The 19,163-nt window shown below is 62.8% G+C and carries 17 protein-coding genes, 1 tRNA gene and 1 pseudogene; 12 read left to right on the top strand and 7 right to left on the bottom strand.

The window, feature by feature from the left end:
- Positions 1-80: 80 nt before the first annotated feature.
- From FIU81_RS10570 to FIU81_RS10550, 5 genes are read left to right on the top strand one after another with little or no spacing between them, the layout of a single operon-like run.
- Entirely contained in the window at positions 81-1,292 is a 1,212-nt protein-coding gene (locus tag FIU81_RS10570; RefSeq protein WP_124112204.1) for an SAM-dependent methyltransferase, read from the top strand.
- Positions 1,292-1,747 (top strand): TrgA family protein, encoded by a 456-nt coding sequence (locus tag FIU81_RS10565; RefSeq protein ID WP_124112203.1) that lies wholly within the window; start codon positions 1,292-1,294, stop codon positions 1,745-1,747. The genes FIU81_RS10570 and FIU81_RS10565 overlap by 1 nt, the downstream gene beginning before the upstream one ends.
- Positions 1,744-2,856, top strand: coding sequence for an NUDIX domain-containing protein (locus FIU81_RS10560; RefSeq protein ID WP_124112202.1), 1,113 nt, complete (start codon positions 1,744-1,746; stop codon positions 2,854-2,856). The genes FIU81_RS10565 and FIU81_RS10560 overlap by 4 nt, the downstream gene beginning before the upstream one ends.
- Positions 2,857-2,911: 55 nt before the next feature.
- Positions 2,912-3,946: a cysteine synthase A gene (locus tag FIU81_RS10555; protein WP_124112201.1), complete on the top strand. Its 1,035-nt coding sequence runs from the start codon at positions 2,912-2,914 to the stop codon at positions 3,944-3,946.
- Complete coding sequence (locus FIU81_RS10550) at positions 3,939-4,646, top strand: alanyl-tRNA editing protein (protein WP_124112200.1); 708 nt, start codon at positions 3,939-3,941, stop codon at positions 4,644-4,646. Before FIU81_RS10555 ends, FIU81_RS10550 begins: the two co-directional genes overlap by 8 nt.
- Positions 4,647-4,726: 80 nt before the next feature.
- Here FIU81_RS10550 and FIU81_RS10545 read toward each other — a convergent pair.
- Positions 4,727-5,951: pseudogene (locus tag FIU81_RS10545) on the bottom strand (IS3 family transposase).
- Between the two features lie 92 nt (positions 5,952-6,043).
- Between FIU81_RS10545 and FIU81_RS17165 the strand changes: the two are divergent.
- The 7 genes from FIU81_RS17165 to FIU81_RS10510 all read left to right on the top strand — a co-directional run bounded on the left by FIU81_RS17165 (position 6,044) and on the right by FIU81_RS10510 (position 12,877).
- On the top strand, positions 6,044-6,574 hold the full coding sequence (locus FIU81_RS17165; protein ID WP_413816204.1) for an IS5 family transposase: 531 nt from the start codon (positions 6,044-6,046) through the stop codon (positions 6,572-6,574).
- An 858-nt stretch (positions 6,575-7,432) separates the two neighbouring features.
- A tRNA-Ser gene (locus FIU81_RS10535) sits at positions 7,433-7,522 on the top strand.
- A gap of 137 nt (positions 7,523-7,659) precedes the next feature.
- Positions 7,660-8,409, top strand: a complete 750-nt coding sequence (locus tag FIU81_RS10530; RefSeq protein WP_124112199.1) for a DUF6538 domain-containing protein — start codon at positions 7,660-7,662, stop codon at positions 8,407-8,409.
- 9 nt (positions 8,410-8,418) lie between these two features.
- On the top strand, positions 8,419-9,351 hold the full coding sequence (locus tag FIU81_RS10525; protein ID WP_124109951.1) for an IS5 family transposase: 933 nt from the start codon (positions 8,419-8,421) through the stop codon (positions 9,349-9,351).
- Between the two features lie 257 nt (positions 9,352-9,608).
- Entirely contained in the window at positions 9,609-10,625 is a 1,017-nt protein-coding gene (locus FIU81_RS10520; RefSeq protein WP_124111585.1) for a DctP family TRAP transporter solute-binding subunit, read from the top strand.
- Between the two features lie 110 nt (positions 10,626-10,735).
- Complete coding sequence (locus FIU81_RS10515; protein ID WP_124111586.1) at positions 10,736-11,425, top strand: TRAP transporter small permease; 690 nt, start codon at positions 10,736-10,738, stop codon at positions 11,423-11,425.
- Positions 11,426-11,428: 3 nt separating this feature from the next.
- Positions 11,429-12,877 carry a TRAP transporter large permease gene (locus FIU81_RS10510; protein ID WP_124111587.1) on the top strand — a complete coding sequence of 483 codons (1,449 nt, stop codon included), beginning with the start codon at positions 11,429-11,431 and terminating at the stop codon, positions 12,875-12,877.
- 60 nt (positions 12,878-12,937) lie between these two features.
- Here FIU81_RS10510 and mmsB read toward each other — a convergent pair whose 3' ends face one another.
- The 6 genes from mmsB to FIU81_RS10480 form a co-directional block, all read right to left on the bottom strand.
- Entirely contained in the window at positions 12,938-13,807 is an 870-nt protein-coding gene (gene mmsB / locus FIU81_RS10505; RefSeq protein WP_124111588.1) for a 3-hydroxyisobutyrate dehydrogenase, read from the bottom strand.
- Complete coding sequence (locus FIU81_RS10500) at positions 13,804-14,805, bottom strand: enoyl-CoA hydratase/isomerase family protein (RefSeq protein ID WP_124111589.1); 1,002 nt, start codon at positions 14,803-14,805, stop codon at positions 13,804-13,806. The genes mmsB and FIU81_RS10500 overlap by 4 nt, the downstream gene beginning before the upstream one ends.
- Positions 14,802-15,941: an acyl-CoA dehydrogenase family protein gene (locus FIU81_RS10495; protein ID WP_124111590.1), complete on the bottom strand. Its 1,140-nt coding sequence runs from the start codon at positions 15,939-15,941 to the stop codon at positions 14,802-14,804. The genes FIU81_RS10500 and FIU81_RS10495 overlap by 4 nt, the downstream gene beginning before the upstream one ends.
- A gap of 21 nt (positions 15,942-15,962) precedes the next feature.
- The gene (locus FIU81_RS10490; protein WP_124111591.1) at positions 15,963-17,084 is read right to left on the bottom strand and encodes a carboxylate-amine ligase; all 1,122 of its coding nucleotides are present in this window, start codon (positions 17,082-17,084) and stop codon (positions 15,963-15,965) included.
- Positions 17,085-17,115: 31 nt separating this feature from the next.
- On the bottom strand, positions 17,116-17,541 hold the full coding sequence (locus tag FIU81_RS10485) for a hypothetical protein (RefSeq protein ID WP_124111592.1): 426 nt from the start codon (positions 17,539-17,541) through the stop codon (positions 17,116-17,118).
- A gap of 88 nt (positions 17,542-17,629) precedes the next feature.
- Positions 17,630-19,132, bottom strand: coding sequence for a CoA-acylating methylmalonate-semialdehyde dehydrogenase (locus tag FIU81_RS10480; protein ID WP_124111593.1), 1,503 nt, complete (start codon positions 19,130-19,132; stop codon positions 17,630-17,632).
- Positions 19,133-19,163 lie beyond the last annotated feature (31 nt).

The following is a 19,163-nucleotide window of genomic DNA, read 5'->3' as shown; positions in this document are numbered from 1 at the left end:
CCATACGCCGCGCCGCGACCTTTTTTGCATGGCGCCCAACGCGTTCCCCGATTAGTTTTGCCGTCGACCGGGGAGTGACCATGACAGTATTGACCACGACAGACGGCCATACCGGCCTGCCACGCTACTTTGCGCAAGTCTTCGCAATGGCCAAGGGGATGGAGCGTGGTCGTCTGGACATGGTGCTGCCCGACGGTCGCCGGTTCCGCGCCGACGGGGCAGAGCCGGGTCCGGTGGCAGAGTTGGACATCCACAACGACGACTTGTTCGCCCGGCTGATCCGGGAAGGCGATCTGGGTTTCTCTGAAGCTTACGTTGACGGTTGGTGGTCCACGCCGGATCTGCAGGCGTTCATGGATCTCGTCCATGTCGCCGGCGACGACATGTATGACGGCTATCCCGGCATGGCCCTGCTGCGTGCGTTCGAAAAGGCGCGCTTCTGGCTGCGCCGGAACACAAAGACACAGGCCCGCCGCAACATCGCGGCGCATTATGATCTGGGCAACCAGTTCTATGGCCTGTGGCTGGACGACACGATGACCTACTCTTCCGCAAAGTTCGATACCGGGCAAGAAAGCTTGGAGGCGGCGCAGATCGCGAAATACGCCAGCATGGTGGACCAGATGGGCGTAAAGCCCGGGGATCATGTGCTGGAGATCGGCTGCGGCTGGGGCGGCTTCGCCGAATACGCCGCCAAGGAGCGCGGCCTGAAGGTCACCGGCCTGACGATCAGCCGTGAGCAATACGACTACGCTCAGGCGCGCATGGCGGATGCCGGTCTGAGCGCGCAGGTCGAGATCAAGATGCAGGATTACCGCGATGAGAGTGGCACCTACGATGGCATCGCGTCCATCGAGATGTTCGAGGCGGTAGGCGAGAAATACTGGCCCGTTTACTTCGACACCCTGCGCGACCGGCTGAAACCCGGTGCCAACGCCACCTTGCAGATCATTACCGTTCAGGACCGTCGGTGGAAGGTCTACAAACGCGCGCCCGATTTTATCCAGAAATACATCTTTCCGGGCGGCATGCTGCCCAGCCCCTCTGCCTTGAAGTCCGAAATCGCGCGCGCACGGCTTGGCATCGTGCGGTCTATCGAGTTTGGAGAAAGCTACAGCCAGACGCTGCGGCGTTGGCACGACACATTCAACGCACGCTGGGACGAGGTCTCGGCGCTGGGCTTCGACGAGCGGTTTCGGCGTATGTGGAACTTCTACCTGACGGCCTGCGCCGCGACTTTCGCCAGTGAAAACTGCGACGTGACGCAGATCACCGTGACGCGGCCCGCCTGATGCCGACGCTGTCGAAACTGGTCGCCGCACTGGTCTTCGGCGCCGTGGCTTTCATCGCGTCCGGCATGGTGGCAGCGGCGTTGCCGTCCGATGTGATGCGCGTGCCGGACTATTTCGTGCCTGTGAACGTCTTGATCGGCATCTTCATCGGCTGGACGATCTGCGGCGCAAAATCAGGCGCGGGCTATGTCACAGCCATAGGCGTCGGCCTGACCAGCGCGATCAGCCTGACGGTCCTGTCGCTGCTGGTTTGGGCGGTGGCGCAGATGATGAAGCGCACGTTGCGATTGGCTTATGACGACGCGATCGAGGCGATCCTCGCCGCGATCTCGATCGCTATCGAATACGGCGCCATCGTGGTGTCACAGCCGTTGGTTCCGGTGGTTCTTGCCGTCGGGGGTGTCATCGGTGGTTTGGCGTCCGAGCCCTTCGCAGAACGCCGCCCCGGCGAATGACCGCGCTGTTCATCTTCGGCACGCTGCTTGACGACGATCTGCGCGCGACCGTCATGGGGCAGGCCGTTGCAGGCCAGCCCGCGCAGCTTACGGATTTCGTGGTAGAGCGTGCGGATGGGGGCGACTGGCCGATCCTTGTTGCACGGCCGGGCGGCGTTGCCGACGGCCTGCTGCTGAATCTGAACGATAACGCGCTGGAACGTGCCGCATTTTACGAGGCGGCGTTCGGCTACGTCGCCGAAGTCATGCAGATCGAGCGCCAAGGGCAAACGACCAACGCCCAAGTCTACCGCGCTCCGGGTGGTGCAGGCAGTGGGCAGGCGTGGTCTCTGGTGAAATGGCAGACCACTCATGCGCCCTTCACCCGCCGCGCGGCGGGCGAGGCGATGGCGCTTTTCGGGACGGTCAGCATCGAGAACCTGCAGTTCCGAATGCCACAGATCCGCATCCGGGCGCATTCGGCCGAACGGGCAGCGCAGTCTCCTGCCCCCACGACCCTGCGCCACGATTCAGCGGCTGCGGATGTGGTGATCCAGAAGCATACCGTTCCCTATCAACACTTCTTCGAGGTCGGCGAGACGACCCTGACCCACGCGCTGTTCAACGGTGGCATCAGCGCGCCCATGACCCGCGCGGGCTTTCGAACCGGCGATGCGGTCACCGTTCTGCCCTATGATCCGGCGCGCGACCGTGTCTTGCTGGTGGAACAGTTCCGCTACGGTCCTTGGCTGCGCGGCGACCCGCACCCGTGGCATTTGGAACCCATCGCGGGCCGGATAGACCCCGGCGAAGACGCGGAAACCTCTGCCCGGCGAGAGGCGCAGGAGGAAGCGCGCATCACCATTGGCGCGCTGCACCGCATCGGCGCCTACTACCCCAGCCCCGGTGTTCTGTCGGAGCATCTGGTCAGCTATGTCGGTGTCGCCGACCTGCCGGACGAGGCCACCGGGGTCGCCGGGCTCGACACCGAGCAGGAAGATATCCGAAGCCACATTCTGTCTTTCGATGCGGCCATGGCGCTGATCGACACGGGCGAGGCAGCCACCGGACCGCTGCTTTTATCCCTTCTGTGGCTCGACCGAGCGCGTGAGCGGGGCGTCTTCGCTTGAGGTCTGGCGCGCTGCGTCCTACCTGAGGCTGACGGATAGTCTCAGGAGAGCGGACATGACCCCCATCCATAGCGACCTGGCCGCAGCGGTCGGCAACACGCCCCTGATCCGCCTGAAGGGCCCTTCGGAGGCCACGGGCTGCGAAATTCTGGGCAAAGCCGAGTTCATGAACCCTGGCCAGTCCGTAAAGGACCGGGCGGCGCTGTTCATCATCCGCGATGCTGTCGAAAAGGGACTGCTGAAGCCCGGCGGTACCATCGTCGAAGGCACGGCGGGCAATACGGGCATCGGCCTGTCGCTTGTGGGCGCGTCCATGGGCTTCAAGTCCGTGATTGTTATCCCCGAGACGCAGAGCCAGGAAAAGAAGGACATGCTGCGGCTGGCCGGGGCCACCTTGGTTGAGGTGCCTGCGGTTCCTTACAAAAACCCGAACAACTACGTGAAGTACTCGGGCCGTTTGGCCGAGGAATTGGCGCAGAGCATCCCCGAGGGCGCGATCTGGGCCAACCAGTTCGACAACGTCGCCAACCGGCAGGCTCATATCGAGGGCACAGGGCCCGAGATCTGGGAGCAGACCGACGGCAAGGTCGACGGCTTCATCTGCGCCGTCGGCTCTGGCGGAACGCTCGCGGGCGTGGCCGAGGTGCTGCAGCCGAAGGGCGTGAAGATCGGCTTGGCGGACCCAGAGGGTGCCGGCCTGTTCAAGATCTACACCGGCGAAGAGAATACGGGCGACTCGATCTCTGAGGGGATCGGGCAGGGGCGCATCACGGCGAACCTTGAAGGCTTTACCCCCGATTTCTGCTACCGCATCCCGGACGCCGAGGCACTGCCCATCGTCTTTGATCTTCTGCAGGACGAAGGTCTGTGCATGGGCGGCTCGACCGGCGTCAACGTGGCGGGCGCGATGCGCTTGGCAAAAGATCTTGGCCCCGGCCACACCATCGTGACGATCCTGTGCGACTACGGCACGCGCTATCAGTCCAAAGTCTATAACCCTGAATTCCTGAAGGAAAAAGGCCTGCCGTTCCCGGACTGGCTAGAGGACACGTCGTCAAAGGGCTTGCCGGTCGTCTTCGCGGATGACTGAGCCGCTCTTTCTGGCCGATGCCTACGCGCGTGACGCGGAGGGCGTGGTCGCGTCTGTCGAGGACGGCGTGGTCGTTCTGGACCGCAGCCTGTTCTACGCCACTGGCGGCGGTCAGCCGGGCGATAGCGGCAGGCTGGAATGGGACGGCGGCTTCTTTACCGTGACCGAAGCCGTAAAGGGCGATGGCGGCGCCATTCGCTTGATGGGTAACGGCGAACTGCCAACGGTCGGGGTGGAGGTCAGGCAGGTTCTGGATTGGGATCGCCGTTGGGGGCACATGCGTGTACACACTGCGCTGCATCTGCTGTCAGTCGTCATCCCTCTGCCCGTGTCTGGTGGTCAGATTGCAGAGGCCAAGGGCCGTCTGGATTTCGACATGCCGGATGCACCCGAAGACAAGCAGGCGCTGCAGGACGCGCTGAACGACCTGGTGACGCGCGATCTGCCGGTCACCACCGACTGGATCGATGAGACCGAACTGGACGCCAATCCGGGCCTTGTGAAGACCATGTCCGTCCAACCGCCCCGCGGCGCGGGCCGCGTGCGACTGGTGCGGATCGGGCAGGGCGAGGCGCAGGTCGATCTGCAGCCCTGCGGCGGCACCCACGTCGCTCGCACGGGCGAGATCGGGCCGCTGCGCATCGGAAAGGTAGAGAAGAAGGGCGCCCGCAACCGCCGCGTCTACGTGCATCTCGATTAGCCTGCTTTCGTCTGTGGGGGGGGTGAGACATTCCGGACATAGGAGATGATCGGTCTGACCTGCCCCCGGTCGTCCCTCGTTCATAACGAGGGTCCTTGGGTTTGATATTCGTCGGTTTCGGGTGGCCACGCGCGCCGGGCGCGGAGCCCTCAGATTGCTCAAGCGCTCGGCGCGCTTCTGCGGGAGTTTTGTTGCCCAGCGAGGAATGCGGCCTGACGTTGTTGTAGTCGTAGCGCCACAGGGCCAGCTTGCGGCGGGTATCAGCCAGGCTGTCGAAGATCTCTTCGCTCAGGCATTCATCCCGCAGGCTGCCGTTGAAGGACTCGATGTAGCCATTCTGCTGCGGCTTGCCGGGATCGATGTAATGCCACTCGACCCTGTTGTCGTTCGCCCACTTCAGGATGGCCTTGCTGGTGAACTCGGTGCCAGTGTCAGAGACGATGCAAGCCGGTTTGCCGTAGATCCTGACCAGCGCATCGAGTTCCCGCGCCACTCTGGCCCCCGAGATGCTGGTATCGGCAATCAGGGCAAGGTTCTCGCGGCAGCAGTCGTCGTTGGCTGCCAGGGCGAGCCATTGTGCGCCATTGGTTCAAGAACAATGGCGAGCGAATTTCCGGCAGGCCCCGAACGTGTCGGACAGGAAGTCCAAGGACCACCGCTGGTTCGGGGGCAATGGCACCGGCATCGGGGTTCGGCTGCCCCGCGCGCGTTTGCGGCCACGGCGTCGGCGCACCGACAGGGCCTCTTCCCGGTGGATGCGGTAGAGCTTCTTCTCGTTCATGATCATGCCCTTGCGCTCTAGCATGATACCCACGCGCCGGTAGCCGAAGCGACGGCGCTTCTCGGCGATCTTGTGCATCTCCTCACGGATTTCCGGGTTGTCGGGCGGTCGTTCACGCCGCGCCGTCTTCGGGTCGCCACCGATCAGGACACAGGCGCGACGTTGAGAGATCGGATGATCGTTCATCGCCCGCAGCACCGCGTCCCGCCGCACCATCGGTGTCGTCAGGGCTTTCCCAAAAGATCCTTCAGAACCACGTTGTCCAGCATCGCATCCGCCGGCAGCCGCTTCAACTTCGCGTTCTCGTCCTCGATCTGCTTCAGTCGCTTGGCGTCCGACAAGTCCATCCCGCCATACTTGGCCTTGAGCTTGTAGAACGTCGCGGGGCTCAACTCGTGCTTCCGACAAAGCTCGGACGTCGGCAAGCCGTTCGGCGTGGCCCTCGAACCGGTAGCGGCTCACGCCTCACCCTGCTCTTTGATCATCCCGATAATCTGGGCCTCGGTGAAACGGCTTTTCCTCATGTCGTCTGCTCCTTCTTAGGTTCAGGACCCAGTGATCTGCTTGAGGCTCTGCGGCGTGCGTGATTCACCGCCCCTGAACGAAAAGGGGCGAGATGAGCGATCTATACTGGCTGAGCGAGGCTCAGATGGAGCGGCTGCGGCCTTACTTTCCCAAGAGCCATGGCGTGCCCCGCGTTGATGATCGGCGAGTCCTGAGCGGGATTATCTTAATCAATCGGAATGGCTTGCGGTGGAGGGACGCCCCGGAGGAATACGGTCCGCACAAGACCTTCTACAACCGCTGGAAGCGGTGGAGCGATATGGGCGTGTTCGCGCGGATAATGGCGGGTCTGGCGGCGGAAGCCTCCGACAACAAGACGATCTCCATCCCTCTCGTGGTTTGCTTTACAGACCACTGCCGGCAGTGGACGCGACGTATCTCAAGGCGCACCGCACGGCCTCAAGCCTTTGGTCGAAAAAGGGGGGCGTGGACGCCTGATCGGCCGCACGAAGGGGTTCGAGGGGTGAAGAAACTGTCCGGGGACAGTTTCGCCCGAGGACGGAACACCAAACTGCATGCTGTTACCGACGCAGGTGGGCGGCCCATTCGGTTCTTCGTGACGGCGGGACAGGTCAGCGACTAGACCGGAGCAAGGGCGCTGCTGGGGAGCCTTCCCAACGCCGACTGGCTCTTGGGAGATCGGGGCTACGACGCGGACTGGTTCCGCGAAGGCCTTATCAACAAGAAGATAACGCCCTGCATCCCTAGTCGGAGGTCACGCGACACCCCGGTCAAATACCCCTCTCGGGATCTTGCTTTGCAAGACCCTGCCGGGCAACGGACCAGCGCCGCTACCGAAAGCGCAGCCGCCCCTCTCGGAATTTTGCTTCGCAAAACCCTGCCGGGCGGCGATGCGAGATCATGTTCGGTCGTCTGAAAGACTGGCGGCGCGTCGCCACCCGCTGCGACAGAAGCCGCACGGTCTTCCTCTCAGCCATCGCCCTCGCAGCAACCGTCATCTTTTGGCTATGGGTCCTGACCCTAGCGGTTCGTCTCGCGGCGATTTGCCTAGGCATTTCTGCGCCAACCTTGATCAAAGCCGATCTCACCGATCGGCAGTAGCGGCGGCGGAAGGGCTTCCCACCATTTACCCCCGGATCCAGCTAGCTCAGAGGCAGACGCCCACCCGCATCTGGCTCTTTGGGTATGAGCCGAATTTTGATCTCTCGTGGGATACGGTCACTGAGGGACTGCTGTGCCCTGTTATTCGAAACGCGGGCTCACCTACGGAACAGAGAATCCAGCTTGTCTGGTACGAGTATGCCGTGTCGATGCAATGACGAGTAGACCGCATGGCCACCGTCTTCTGCGACCAGGTAGGGCGGCTGTCCGGAAGGTCTCGCCTAAACGTCCGGAACCTCGCGCCGCGCCATATTTTGTCGCACGATTTCTAGTCTACACCGCTTGAACTCCCCCACCGCTAACGGCTAGACCCGCCGGCGGAGAGGTGGCCGAGTGGTCGAAGGCGCACGCCTGGAAAGTGTGTAGGCGGGAAACCGTCTCGAGGGTTCGAATCCCTTCCTCTCCGCCACCAAGGCTTTATCCAGACTTCTACTGCCCGCTAAAGATCAAGTACTTAGGGTTATTTCTCCGCGAAGGGCCCCCAGCCGCCCTTGATCTGCCACCCATTCTGCACCACATTCTGCTACCCAAAAGCCGGAATGTGTCATGTCGAACGTCATACTTCGCGGTCGAACCTTCTACCTCAAACGTCGGGTGCCGAAGCGGTACGCGAGCGTCGAGTCGCGGCCGGTTCTGTGGGAAAGTCTGAAGACCGATTCACGAAGCGTGGCGCTTGGCAAGGCCGAGGCGGTCTGGGCGGGCTATATCGAAGGGTGGGAGGCGCGGCTGGCCGGACGTGACGGGGATGCGGAAGCGCGTTTCCGGGCAGCGCGGGATCTGGCGCACATGCGCGGGTTCTCGTTCGTGTCGGCGGCGCAAGTCGCCGAGCGACCGCTGCAGGAAATGCTCGCGCGGGTTGAGGCCACGCAGCGGTCTGATGGATCGACGGATACCGAACTGGCGGTGGGCGTTTTGGGTGGCGCTGAAGAGCCGCAGCTGAGGTTGTCCGATCTCGTGGACCGTGTTGAGGCCATCTCCGCTCACGACAACCGCTTCAAGAGTGGACAGCAGATGCGACTGTGGCGGAACCCTCGCAAGCGCGCGGTGAAGAACCTGATGGCGGCGATCGGCGGCGACCGTTCGGTAGTCTCGATCGGCCCGGCAGAGGCACGCCAGCATCGCAAGTGGTGGCGAGACCGCATCGCCGCGGAGGGCCAGACGAGCCAGACTGCAAACAAAGATTTCCACTATCTTTCTGGGATGCTTTCGCGCTTCTACGACGACATCGGTCATCCCGATCGGCTTTGTTGCGCAAAGGTCGAGCGAGGGATTCATCTCGTGAATCCAGTGTGGTAGCTGGCCTGGATGAGCAGACCTATCCCGCCGACCTACAAGACCAAGAACTGGCCGGCCTACAACGAAGCGCTGAAGCAGCGCGGCTCCCTGACGATCTGGTTCGACCCGGGCATGGTCTGGGTGCCACCGCCAACCGGAAAGCGAGGCAGGCAGCCGCAGTATAGCGATGCCGCGATCCAGACGTGCCTGACGATGAAGGTGCTCTTCGGCATGGCCCTCCGGCAGACGACCGGGTTCGTTGAGAGCCTGCTCCGCTTGCTCGGCCTCGACTGGACGGTGCCGGATTTCAGCACGCTGAGCCGACGCCAGAAGACCTTGGCCGTGACCATCCCCTACCGCGGCTCGCAGGGACCGCTGAACCTGTTGATCGACAGCACCGGCATCAAGGCCGAGGGCGAAGGCGAGTGGCATGCGCGCAAGCATGGCGGCGCGAAACGCCGTCTGTGGCGCAAGATCCACATCGGTGTCGATGAACAGACGCTGGAGATCCGTGCCATCGAGATCACCGGTAGCCACATCGGGGACGCGCCCATGCTGCCTGAGCTTCTTGACCAGATCCCCGCTGATGTGGAGATCGGCTCAGTCACGGCAGACGGAGCCTATGACACGCGCAGGTGCCACGACGCCGTCGCCGACCGCGGCGCCGATGCTGTCATACCGCCACGCAAGAACGCCAAGCCGTGGAAGCCGTCGACCGCGGGGGCCATCGCCCGGAACGAGGCTCTGCGCGCCTCGAGATACCTCGGCCGCGCCATCTGGCGAAAATGGACCGGCTATCACCGCCGAAGCCGCGCCGAGACGAAGATGCATTGCGTGAAGCTGCTGGGGCAGAGCCTCATGGCACGCGACTTCGATCGCCAAGTCGCCGAGCTCCAGATCCGCGCTGCCGTCCTGAACGGCTACACCGCGCTCGGCATACCTGTCACCGAGCCCGTGGGATAAGTGCGTCTGGGGAAAGGGGAAGTGCGCCCCTCACCTCCTTTGCGCAACAAAGCCGGTCTGCGGCAAAAAAGGCCAGCCTATAAGGCTTTCGGCATGACAAATGGTGATTTCGCGAAGTTTCATGAGATCGTTCTGAACCAGCCTGAGACACGTCCTGACGCTAGTGTTAGCGAAACCTCCTTGCGCCAAGCAGAACCATTGATGCATCTTACCGCATCGCTGCAAAAAAGACGGCGCTGATTTTCTGGGAGGAAACCATGAAGCTTTTCACCACTACTGCCGTGGCTCTGGCACTGACAGCAACCGCGACGTTCGCACAAGAGAGCGCGGGCTGCGATGATGGCGAGATGGTCATCAAGTTCGCACACGTCACCAACACCGACCGCCACCCCAAGGGCATCGCCGCCTCGCTTCTGCAAGAGCGCGTGAACACCGAGATGGACGGCACCGCATGCATGGAGGTCTACCCGAACTCCACGCTCTACAACGACGACCAGGTGCTGGAAGCGATGCTTCAGGGCGACGTTCAACTGGCTGCCCCTTCGCTGTCGAAGTTCGAGGCGTTCACCAAAGAATTCCGTCTGTTCGACCTGCCGTTCATGTTCGCGAATATCGATGCGGTCGATGCTTTCCAGAACTCTGACACCGGTCAGGCGATGCTTGATTCCATGCAGCGCCGCGGCCTGCAGGGCCTGGAATTCTGGCATAATGGCATGAAACAGTTCTCTGCCAACGTGCCGCTGGAAATGCCCGAAGATGCCGCTGGCCTGAAGTTCCGCGTTCAGCCCTCTGACGTGCTGGTCGCGCAGATGGAAGCGCTGGATGCCTCGCCTCAGCCAATGGCTTTCTCGGAAGTGTACGGCGCCCTGCAGCAGGGTGTTGTGGACGGTCAGGAAAACACCTGGTCCAACATCTACGGCCAGAAGTTCTTCGAAGTTCAGGACGGCATCACCGAAACCAACCATGGCATCATCGACTATCTTGTCGTGGCTTCCGTTGACTGGCTGGACGGTCTTGATGCCGATGTACGCGATCAGTTCGTGACGATCCTCGACGAGGTCACGAACGAACGAAACGCTGCCGTGGCGCAGGTGGACGCCGACGCCCGTCAGGCCACGCTGGATGCGGGTGCCGAAATCCGCGAGTTGGACGATGCCCAGCGGCAGGCTTGGGTCGATGCCATGAAGCCCGTGTGGGAGCAGTTCGTGGGTGATGTCGGTCAGGAAAACATCGATGCCGCGCAGGAGTTCAACGCGCAGGTCTCCGGCTCTTAAGCTGATCATTGGTCGCGTCCTTCGGGGCGCGGCCGGTTTCCGTGGTGGCCCCGCCTTGTGCGGGGTGTCGTCGCGGACCGGCGCAACGGTTGGTCCTTGGGGAGGGAAAGATGTCCAGCAAACACGTACCGCCACAGGGTCGCTTTGCCCGCACTGTCGATAATTTCGAACGCACGATGATCGCGATCCTGTTGGGCGGGATGACGATGGTCACCTTTATCAACGTCGTGCTGCGCTACGTCTTCAACGACTCGCTCATCTGGGGACTGGAAGTGACGCTGATCCTGTTCGCGTGGCTGGTTCTGTTCGGCATCAGCTACTGCGTGAAAGTTACCGCACACCTTGGTGTGGACGCTTTGTTGAACGTCATGCCCAAGGGGCCGCGCTTTGCCCTGACCATCGTGGCCGGTGTCGTCTGCCTGATCTACGCGCTTTTGCTGATGAAAGGCGCGTGGGACTACTGGGCGCCTTACGCCTCACTGGATCGCACGTCGGGCCGCTGGTTTCCGACAGGGTTCGAGCAGACCCGCGATCAAGCGTGGTACATCACCGATCAGGTGCCGATGATCGGCCTGTTCAACTGGTTGGAGCCGCTCATCAACATGGGTGAAGAGTATGAGAAGCTGCCTCGGGTAGTTGGCTACACCATGCTGCCGGTCGGCGTGGCACTGCTGATCTTCCGTCTGGTGCAGGCCTTCATCGGCGTCGCACGCGGCACCCGTCAAAGCTTCATCGTCAGCCACGAGGCCGAAGACAACGTCGCAGAGGCGCAGGCCAAACTCAAAGAACAAGAGGGTTAGGCCATGGACGTCATTATCCTTTTCAGCATGGTGATCGGTCTTCTTCTGATCGGCGTGCCCATCGCCATCAGCCTGGGTCTGTCATCTATTCTGTTCCTGCTGGCCTTCTCTGACACCTCGCTGGCGTCCATTGCACAAAGCTTCTATCAGGCGATGGCGGGCCATTACACGCTGCTCGCAATCCCGTTCTTCATCTTGGCCTCCAGCTTCATGTCCACCGGCGGTGTGGCGGCGCGGATCATTCGTTTTTCCATCGCCATTGTCGGGCACTTGCCGGGCGGGCTGGCCATCGCGGGTGTCTTCGCCTGCATGATGTTCGCGGCCCTGTCCGGCTCTTCCCCCGCCACCGTCGTCGCCATCGGTACGATCGTGATCGCAGGCATGCGGCAGGTTGGCTACTCCCGCGATTTTGCGGCAGGCGTCATCTGTAACGCCGGCACGCTGGGCATCCTGATCCCGCCGTCCATTGTCATGGTGGTCTACGCATCCGCCACTGACGTTTCCGTCGGGCGCATGTTCCTTGCGGGCGTGATCCCGGGCCTGATGGCTGGCTTCATGTTGATGACCACGATCTACATCATCGCCAAGGTCAAGAACCTGCCGAAGGGCGAGTGGAAGGGCTGGGGAGAGGTCTGGGAGTCGGGCCGCGAAGCGGCTTGGGGTCTGTTCCTGATCGTCATCATCCTGGGCGGCATCTACGGCGGTATCTTCACCCCGACCGAGGCCGCCGCCGTCGCATCGGTCTACGCCTTCTTCATCGCCTGCTTCGTCTACCGTGACATGGGGCCGCTGGCCGCCGGTCGCGCGGGCGCTCCGGCGATGTCGGCAATGGTCGAAGAGCCGGGCGCACGCTCGGTCGGCGCCGCCGAGGTGCCGATGCAAGAGAAGTCGACGCTGCTGGAAAAGCCTTGGGCGTTGATCACGGCCTTCTTCCACCCCGACACGCGAGACACGCTGTTCGAGGCCGGTAAGCTGACCGTCACCCTGATGTTCATCATCGCCAACGCGCTGATCCTGAAGCACGTTCTGACGGATGAGCAGATCCCGCAGCATATCGCAGGCGCGATGCTGGACGCGGGCTTCGGGCCGATCATGTTCCTTGTGATCGTGAACGTCATCCTGCTGATCGGCGGTCAGTTCATGGAGCCGTCGGGCCTCATCGTCATCGTCGCCCCGCTGGTGTTCCCCATCGCGATCCAGCTTGGGATCGACCCGATCCACTTGGGCATCATCATGGTCGTGAACATGGAAATCGGGATGATCACGCCTCCGGTGGGCCTGAACCTGTTCGTCACCTCCGGCGTCGCGAACATGCCGGTGATGGGCGTCGTTCGCGCGGCCCTGCCGTTCCTCGCGGTACTCTTCGTGTTCCTGATCCTGGTGACCTACATCCCGTTCCTGTCGACCTGGTTGCCGACGACCTTCATGGGGCCAGAGATCATTACGAACTAAGGGGTATCGTGGGGCTCTGCCCCACACCCCGAGGTATTTCGAGAACGGTGAAGAGCGCGGTCAGGAATGGCCGCGCTTTTCCAATCTGGGCAGCATGGCTGAGAAATCGCGGCCTTTGCCGTCCTCTTCCTCGACGAAGGTGCGATAGAGCTCGCGTGCAGCACGGCCCAAAGGCGTATCTGCGTCGGCGCTCTTTGCAGCATCCATGGCAAGCGACAGGTCCTTCAGCATCAGGTCGGCGGCGAAGCCCGGTTTGTAGTCGTTGTCCGCCGGGCTTTGCGGGCCGATGCCGGGCGCGGGGCAGTAGGCGTTCATGGACCACGAATAACCCGACGAGGTGGAGACGACGTCGAACATCGCCTGCCGGTCGAGGCCCAGCTTGTCGGCCAGCGCGAAGGCCTCGCAGGTGACGATCATCGTGGTCCCAAGGATCATGTTGTTGCAGATCTTCGCCGCCTGTCCGTTGCCCGATTGCCCGCAGTGCACGGCCTTCTGACCCATGATGTCGAACAGCGGTGTGGCGGTCTTGAACGCGGCCGGATCGCCGCCGATCATGAAGGTCAGCGTCCCGCCCTGCGCGCCGCCGATGCCGCCCGAGACAGGCGCATCCAGCGCGCCAAGGCCGGCCGCATTTGCCTGTTCCGCAACGGCACGGGCGCTTTCCACATCGACGGTAGAGCAGTCGAGGAACACCGCGCCGGGTTTCATCGCCGGGATGATCTCGTCCGCGACGGCGCGCAAAATGGAGCCGTTGGGCAGCATGGATATGGCGACATCCGCGCCCTCGACCGCTTTCGCGGCGGTGTCGGCCACGGGGAAGGGGGCATCAACGGTTGCGGTGTCGAAGCCGGTGACCTCGTGGCCTGCGTCCGCCAAATTCTTCGCCATGGGCAAGCCCATGTTTCCAAGGCCGATGAATGCGATCTTCATGGAAAGTCTCCTGCTCCAATGGGGGCCAGAAAGGCGTTGATCAGGGTGTCGGGCACGTCCGCGAAGCTGTCGTGCCGCCAGTTCGGGGTGCGATCCTTGTCGATGACCTGCGCGCGGATGCCCTCGATCAGGTCGCCATGCTCGATACAGCGATGGGTGGCGCGGTATTCCTGTTCCAGCGCCGCCTCGATGCCGTCCAGCGTGCGCACCTCGCGGATCAGGCGCAAGGCGACCTCGCCAGACAGCGGAGATATGCGGGACAAGGCCTTGGCTGTATCGTCGTCCGGTTGGATCTCGCTGACGCGCGGGGCGGCGAACATCGCGTCTATGGCATCCGCCCGTGCGATTAGGGGGCTATCGCCGTGATCGACGTTGGCGTCCCTTAAAACAGTTAAGTCGCCATTGTTGGACAGGTCATTCTTTAGCTCAGTCCAATCCTTTTCCGGGATAAAGCGATCCGCGAAGCCCGCGTGGATCGCACAGGCAGGGCCCATGCGGTAGCCGGTAACGCCAAGGTATTCGCCCAAGCGGCCTGGCGCGCGCGCAAGGATGAAAGAGCCGCCCGCGTCGGGCACCAGACCGATGCCGCATTCGGGCATGGCGATTCGGCTGCTTTCGCCCACGACCCGATGCGCCGCGTGGCAGCCAAGGCCTACACCGCCGCCCATCGTAAAGCCCTGCAGGAAGGTGACGACGGGTTTCGGATAGGTGCGGATGCGCGCATTCAGGCGATACTCATCGCGCCAGAACTGACGGGTGGGGGCGAAGTCGCCTTGCTTGCCCTCGTGGTAGATCTTCTGGATGTCGCCGCCGGCGCAAAAGGCCTTTTCTCCTTCCGCGTCGATCAGCACGATTTCCACCGCGTCATCGGTTTCCCAGATGTTCAGAGCGGCTTCGATATCCAGCCCCATCTGGTGGGACATGGCGTTCAGCGCTTTGGGACGGGTCAGGGTGATGCGACCGGCGCGGCCCTCGGTGCGGATGGAAATATCGCTCATGACGCCAGCATGTGACGCGCGGTGATCAGGCGCATGATCTCGTTCGTGCCTTCCAAGATTTGGTGGACGCGCAGGTCGCGGACGATCTTTTCGATCCCGTAGTCAGCCAGATAGCCATAGCCGCCGTGCAGTTGCAGGCACTGGTCAGCGATCTTCGATCCGGCTTCCGTCACGAATTTCTTGGCCATGGCGCAGTATTTCGTCGCCTCCGGATGCTGTTGATCCAGCATCCATGCGGCTTGGCGCAAGAACGTGCGGGCGGCTTGCAGTTCGATCTCCATTTCCGCCAGTCGGAACTGCAGGGCCTGGAAGTCGGTCAGCTTCTGTCCGAATGCCCCGCGCTCGCGCATGTAGGCGATGGTGGCATCCAACGCGGATTGCGCGGCGCCCAGCGAACAGGCCGAGATGTTCAGTCGGCCGCCGTCGAGGCCGGACATCGCATATGTGAAACCTTTGCCCTCTTCCCCCAGCAAATTGCCTGCCGAAATGCCGCAATCGTCCAACTGGACCTGCCGTGTGGGCTGAGAGCGCCAGCCCATCTTGTCTTCCAGCCCGCCGAACGACAGCCCGTCGGCGCCATCTTCCACGACCATCGCAGAAATGCCCTTGGGGCCAGCGTCGCCGGTGCGTGCCATCACGATGTAGGCGTCGGAATAGCCACCGCCCGAGATGAACGCCTTTGTGCCGGTCAGCTTGTAGCCTTCGTTCGTGCGCACGGCCTTGGTTTTCAAAGCAGCGGCGTCGGAACCTGAAGCCGGTTCGGTCAGGCAGTAGGACAAGACGGTGTCCATGGCACAAACGGGCGGTAGGAAGCGCGCCTTGAAGTCGTCTGACCCGTAGCGATCCATCATCGCGGCGCACATGTTGTGGATCGACAGGAACGACGCGACCGACGCGCAGGACATGGACAGCGCTTCGAACACCAGCGTCGCATCCAACCGGGTCAGGCCGGTGCCGCCCGACTCCTCTGATACATACAGCCCGCCGAACCCAAGCTCCGCCGCCTTGCCCCACAGCTCTTTGGGGATGGTACCCGCGGCCTCCCAGTCGCGGGCATGCGGCGCGATGTGGTCGGCGCCGAAGGCGCGGGCCATGTCGAAGATGGCGGTCTGTTCTTCGCTGAGCGCGAAATCCATTTGGGTTCCTCCCCGTTCGATCTAGGCCATGAAGTCGTCCACCAGCGCACGCGTGACGGCGCGCAGCGCAGTGGCTTCATCGTTTCCGTTCTGCTTGGCCCGCGCGAAAGCCGCACGCTGCCGGTCGGATGATGTGCCGCCCGTCACGATAGCGCGCAATCCCTGGACGGCATCAAGCCCGCCCAGCGCCTCTGCGTCCTCTGCGATCAGGTCGATCAACTCGTCCACCAGCTCTGCCATCGGCACCACCTCACCGCGCCCGAAGTCGATCAGGCCCTCGGTCGTGCCGTAGCGTCGGGCGCGCCAGCGGTTTTCATCCAGCAGTGTGTTTTCGTAGATGCGCCAGCGGCCGTTCTTGCGCTTCAGTCGCCACAGGTAGCGGCAGATGGCCTGGATCGTCGCGGCGATGGACAGCGTGTGCTCGATTCGGGGGCAGACGTCGCAGATGCGGGATTCGATGGTGGGGAAGGCATCAGAGGGCCGCAGGTCCCACCAGATCTTGCTGGCGTCCTCGATAAGGCCCGCGCCGATCAGAGTGTCGACGAGCCGCTGGTATTCGGACCAGGACGACAGGCGCGGCGGCAGGCCGGTGCGCGGCAGGTTGTCGAAGATGCCAATGCGATAGCTGGCCAGCCCCGTATCGCGGCCCTGCCAGTAGGGCGATGAGGTGGACAGGGCCAGCAGGTGTGGAAGGAAGTAGGACAGCTGGTTCATCAGGTCGATGCGGGTGTCGTCATCGGGCAGGCCGACGTGGACGTGCATACCGCAGATCAGCATCCGTTCGCCCACACCGGCCAGATCGGCCTTCAGCTGATTGTAGCGCTCGCGGTCGCGGTGAGTCTGTTCGGACCACTGCGCGGTCGGGTGGCAGGCCGCGGCGATGGGGGCAAGGCCGTGCTCGGCCGCAACCTCCTTGATGACGCGGCGCAGGTTCGACAGGTCGGCGCGCGCCACATCGATATTGTCGCAGACCTTGGTGCCCACTTCGATCTGACAGCGCAGGAACTCCGGCGCGACCTGATCGCCCAAGCGGTCCTGACAGGCCGTGATCATCGCCTCTGGCGCTTCAGCCAGATCGAATGTCTCGGCATCCACGAGAAGGTATTCCTCTTCGATGCCGATGGTGAAGGGCGGACTGTTCATGCGGTGACCATGGGAAGCGGCGAGGATGCGGTCAAGCGGGTCGCTGACGGGCTAGATCCGCGAGCGCTTCCTCCTGCACTCCAAGGAACGACAAGGCTTCGGACTGTAATGTGAAGATACGTGGGATAACGCGATCCAAGTGATCTTCCCACGCCCGGATGCTGAACGACGCGGCGCGCTGGGCTTCGGGGTGGGGGGCGACGAACGCCATGTAGGTCTGACCCTCGTTTGGAAGGAAGGCGGCGGCCATATCTGCGTTCAACCTAAGCATGTTCGGAAAGGGGTTCACGAAGGATTCTATCCTAGAAAGGTCGATCAGATGGCGAGGTGTCGTCTTCGCATGGCCCTGCTCGACGAACTTGCGAAACGCATCCAGCCCCTCATCCACTGTCATGCATCCCCAATAGGTGACAACGACCAGACCCCGTTCAGGCAGCACGTCCACCTTGATCGCCATGCTACACGGTCCTCCCCCTGTCACGGGCCCGGGATCGCTCCCGGGTTCTCCCGCGTCGGGTGGCCGCGTTCTGGCCGCCCGATCCCTGCTAGTCCATAGCTTTGAAGTTGAACTCCCCTCCGTCCTTGATGCCAGAGAACCAGCGCGCCGTCACTGTTTTCGTCTTTGTGTAGAAGCGGAAAGCGTCGGGGCCGTATTGGTTCAGATCGCCGAAGGCCGATTTCTTCCAACCGCCGAAGGTGTGGTAGGACAGCGGCACCGGGATCGGGAAGTTGATGCCGACCATGCCCACGTTGACCCGGTGCGCGAAGTCACGCGCTGTGTCGCCGTCGGCGGTGTAGATAGCGGTGCCGTTGCCGTAATCGTTGTCGATGATCAGGTTCAACGCGTCTTCGTAGGTATCGGCGCGGACCTGGGACAGCACGGGCCCGAAGATCTCTTCGCGGTAGATCTCCATGTCCGGCGTCACATCGTCGAAGAAGGACGGGCCGACGAAGAAGCCATCCTCGTAGCCCTGCATCGAAAAGTTGCGTCCATCCACGACCAGAGTGGCACCTTCGTCCACGCCGGAGTTCACCAGCCGTTCGATCCGCTGCTTAGCCTGCGCGGTGATGACGGGGCCGTAGTCCACGTCCGTGCCGGCGCTATAGGGGCCGACCTTCAGCTTTTCGATCTTCGGGATCAACTTGTCGCGCAGCTTGTCCGCCGTCTCCCTGCCGACCGGAACGGCAACGGAAATCGCCATGCAGCGTTCGCCAGCCGCGCCAAAACCGGCCCCGACCAGCGCGTCGGCGGCCTTATCCAAGTCCGCATCCGGCATGATGATCATGTGGTTCTTGGCGCCGCCAAAGCACTGCGCGCGCTTGCCGTTGGTGCAGGCGCGCCCGTAGATGTACTGGGCGATGGGCGTCGAGCCGACGAAGCCGACCGCCTGGATCGTCTCGTTATCGAGAATCGCGTCGACGGCTTCCTTGTCGCCGTTCACGACCTGCAGCACACCGTCGGGCAGGCCCGCTTCTTGCAGCAATTCGGCCAGACGCAACGACGTGGACGGGCAGCGCTCGGACGGCTTGAGGATCATCGCGTTGCCGCAGGTCAGGGCAGGGGCCATTTTCCACAGCGGAATCATCGCGGGGAAGTTGAAGGGGGTGATGCCCGCCACGACACCGAGCGGCTGACGCATCGAGTACAGGTCGATGCCGGGGCCACCGTCGTCTGTGAACTCGCCCTTCAGCAGGGACGGTCCACCCATGCAGACCTCGACCACTTCCAGTCCGCGCTGCACGTCACCGGCACCGTCGGGCAGGGTCTTGCCATGCTCACGGCTGACCAGTTCGGCCAGTTCGTCCATGTGCGCGTTGATCAACGCGCCAAACTTCATCATCACGCGGGCGCGGCGCTGTGGGTTCGTCGCGGCCCAGCCCTTCTGCGCCTCGGCGGCACTGGCGACGGCAGCGGCCATTTCGTCGTTCGAAGCCAGCGGCACCCGCGCCTGCACTTCGCCCGTGGCGGGTTGGTAGACATCGGCGAACCGGCCCGATGTGCCAGACGCGCGCTTGCCGTCGATCCAGTGATACAGCTCTTCGCTCATGGTAATCCTCCCAAGGTTTGCCTGATCCTAC

The sequence above is a fragment of the Palleronia sp. THAF1 genome (genome assembly GCF_009363795.1).
Classification (GTDB): Bacteria; Pseudomonadota; Alphaproteobacteria; order Rhodobacterales; family Rhodobacteraceae; genus Palleronia.
Note: the sequence above shows the minus strand (reverse complement) of the source record. Positions and strands in the feature narration are given on the sequence as shown.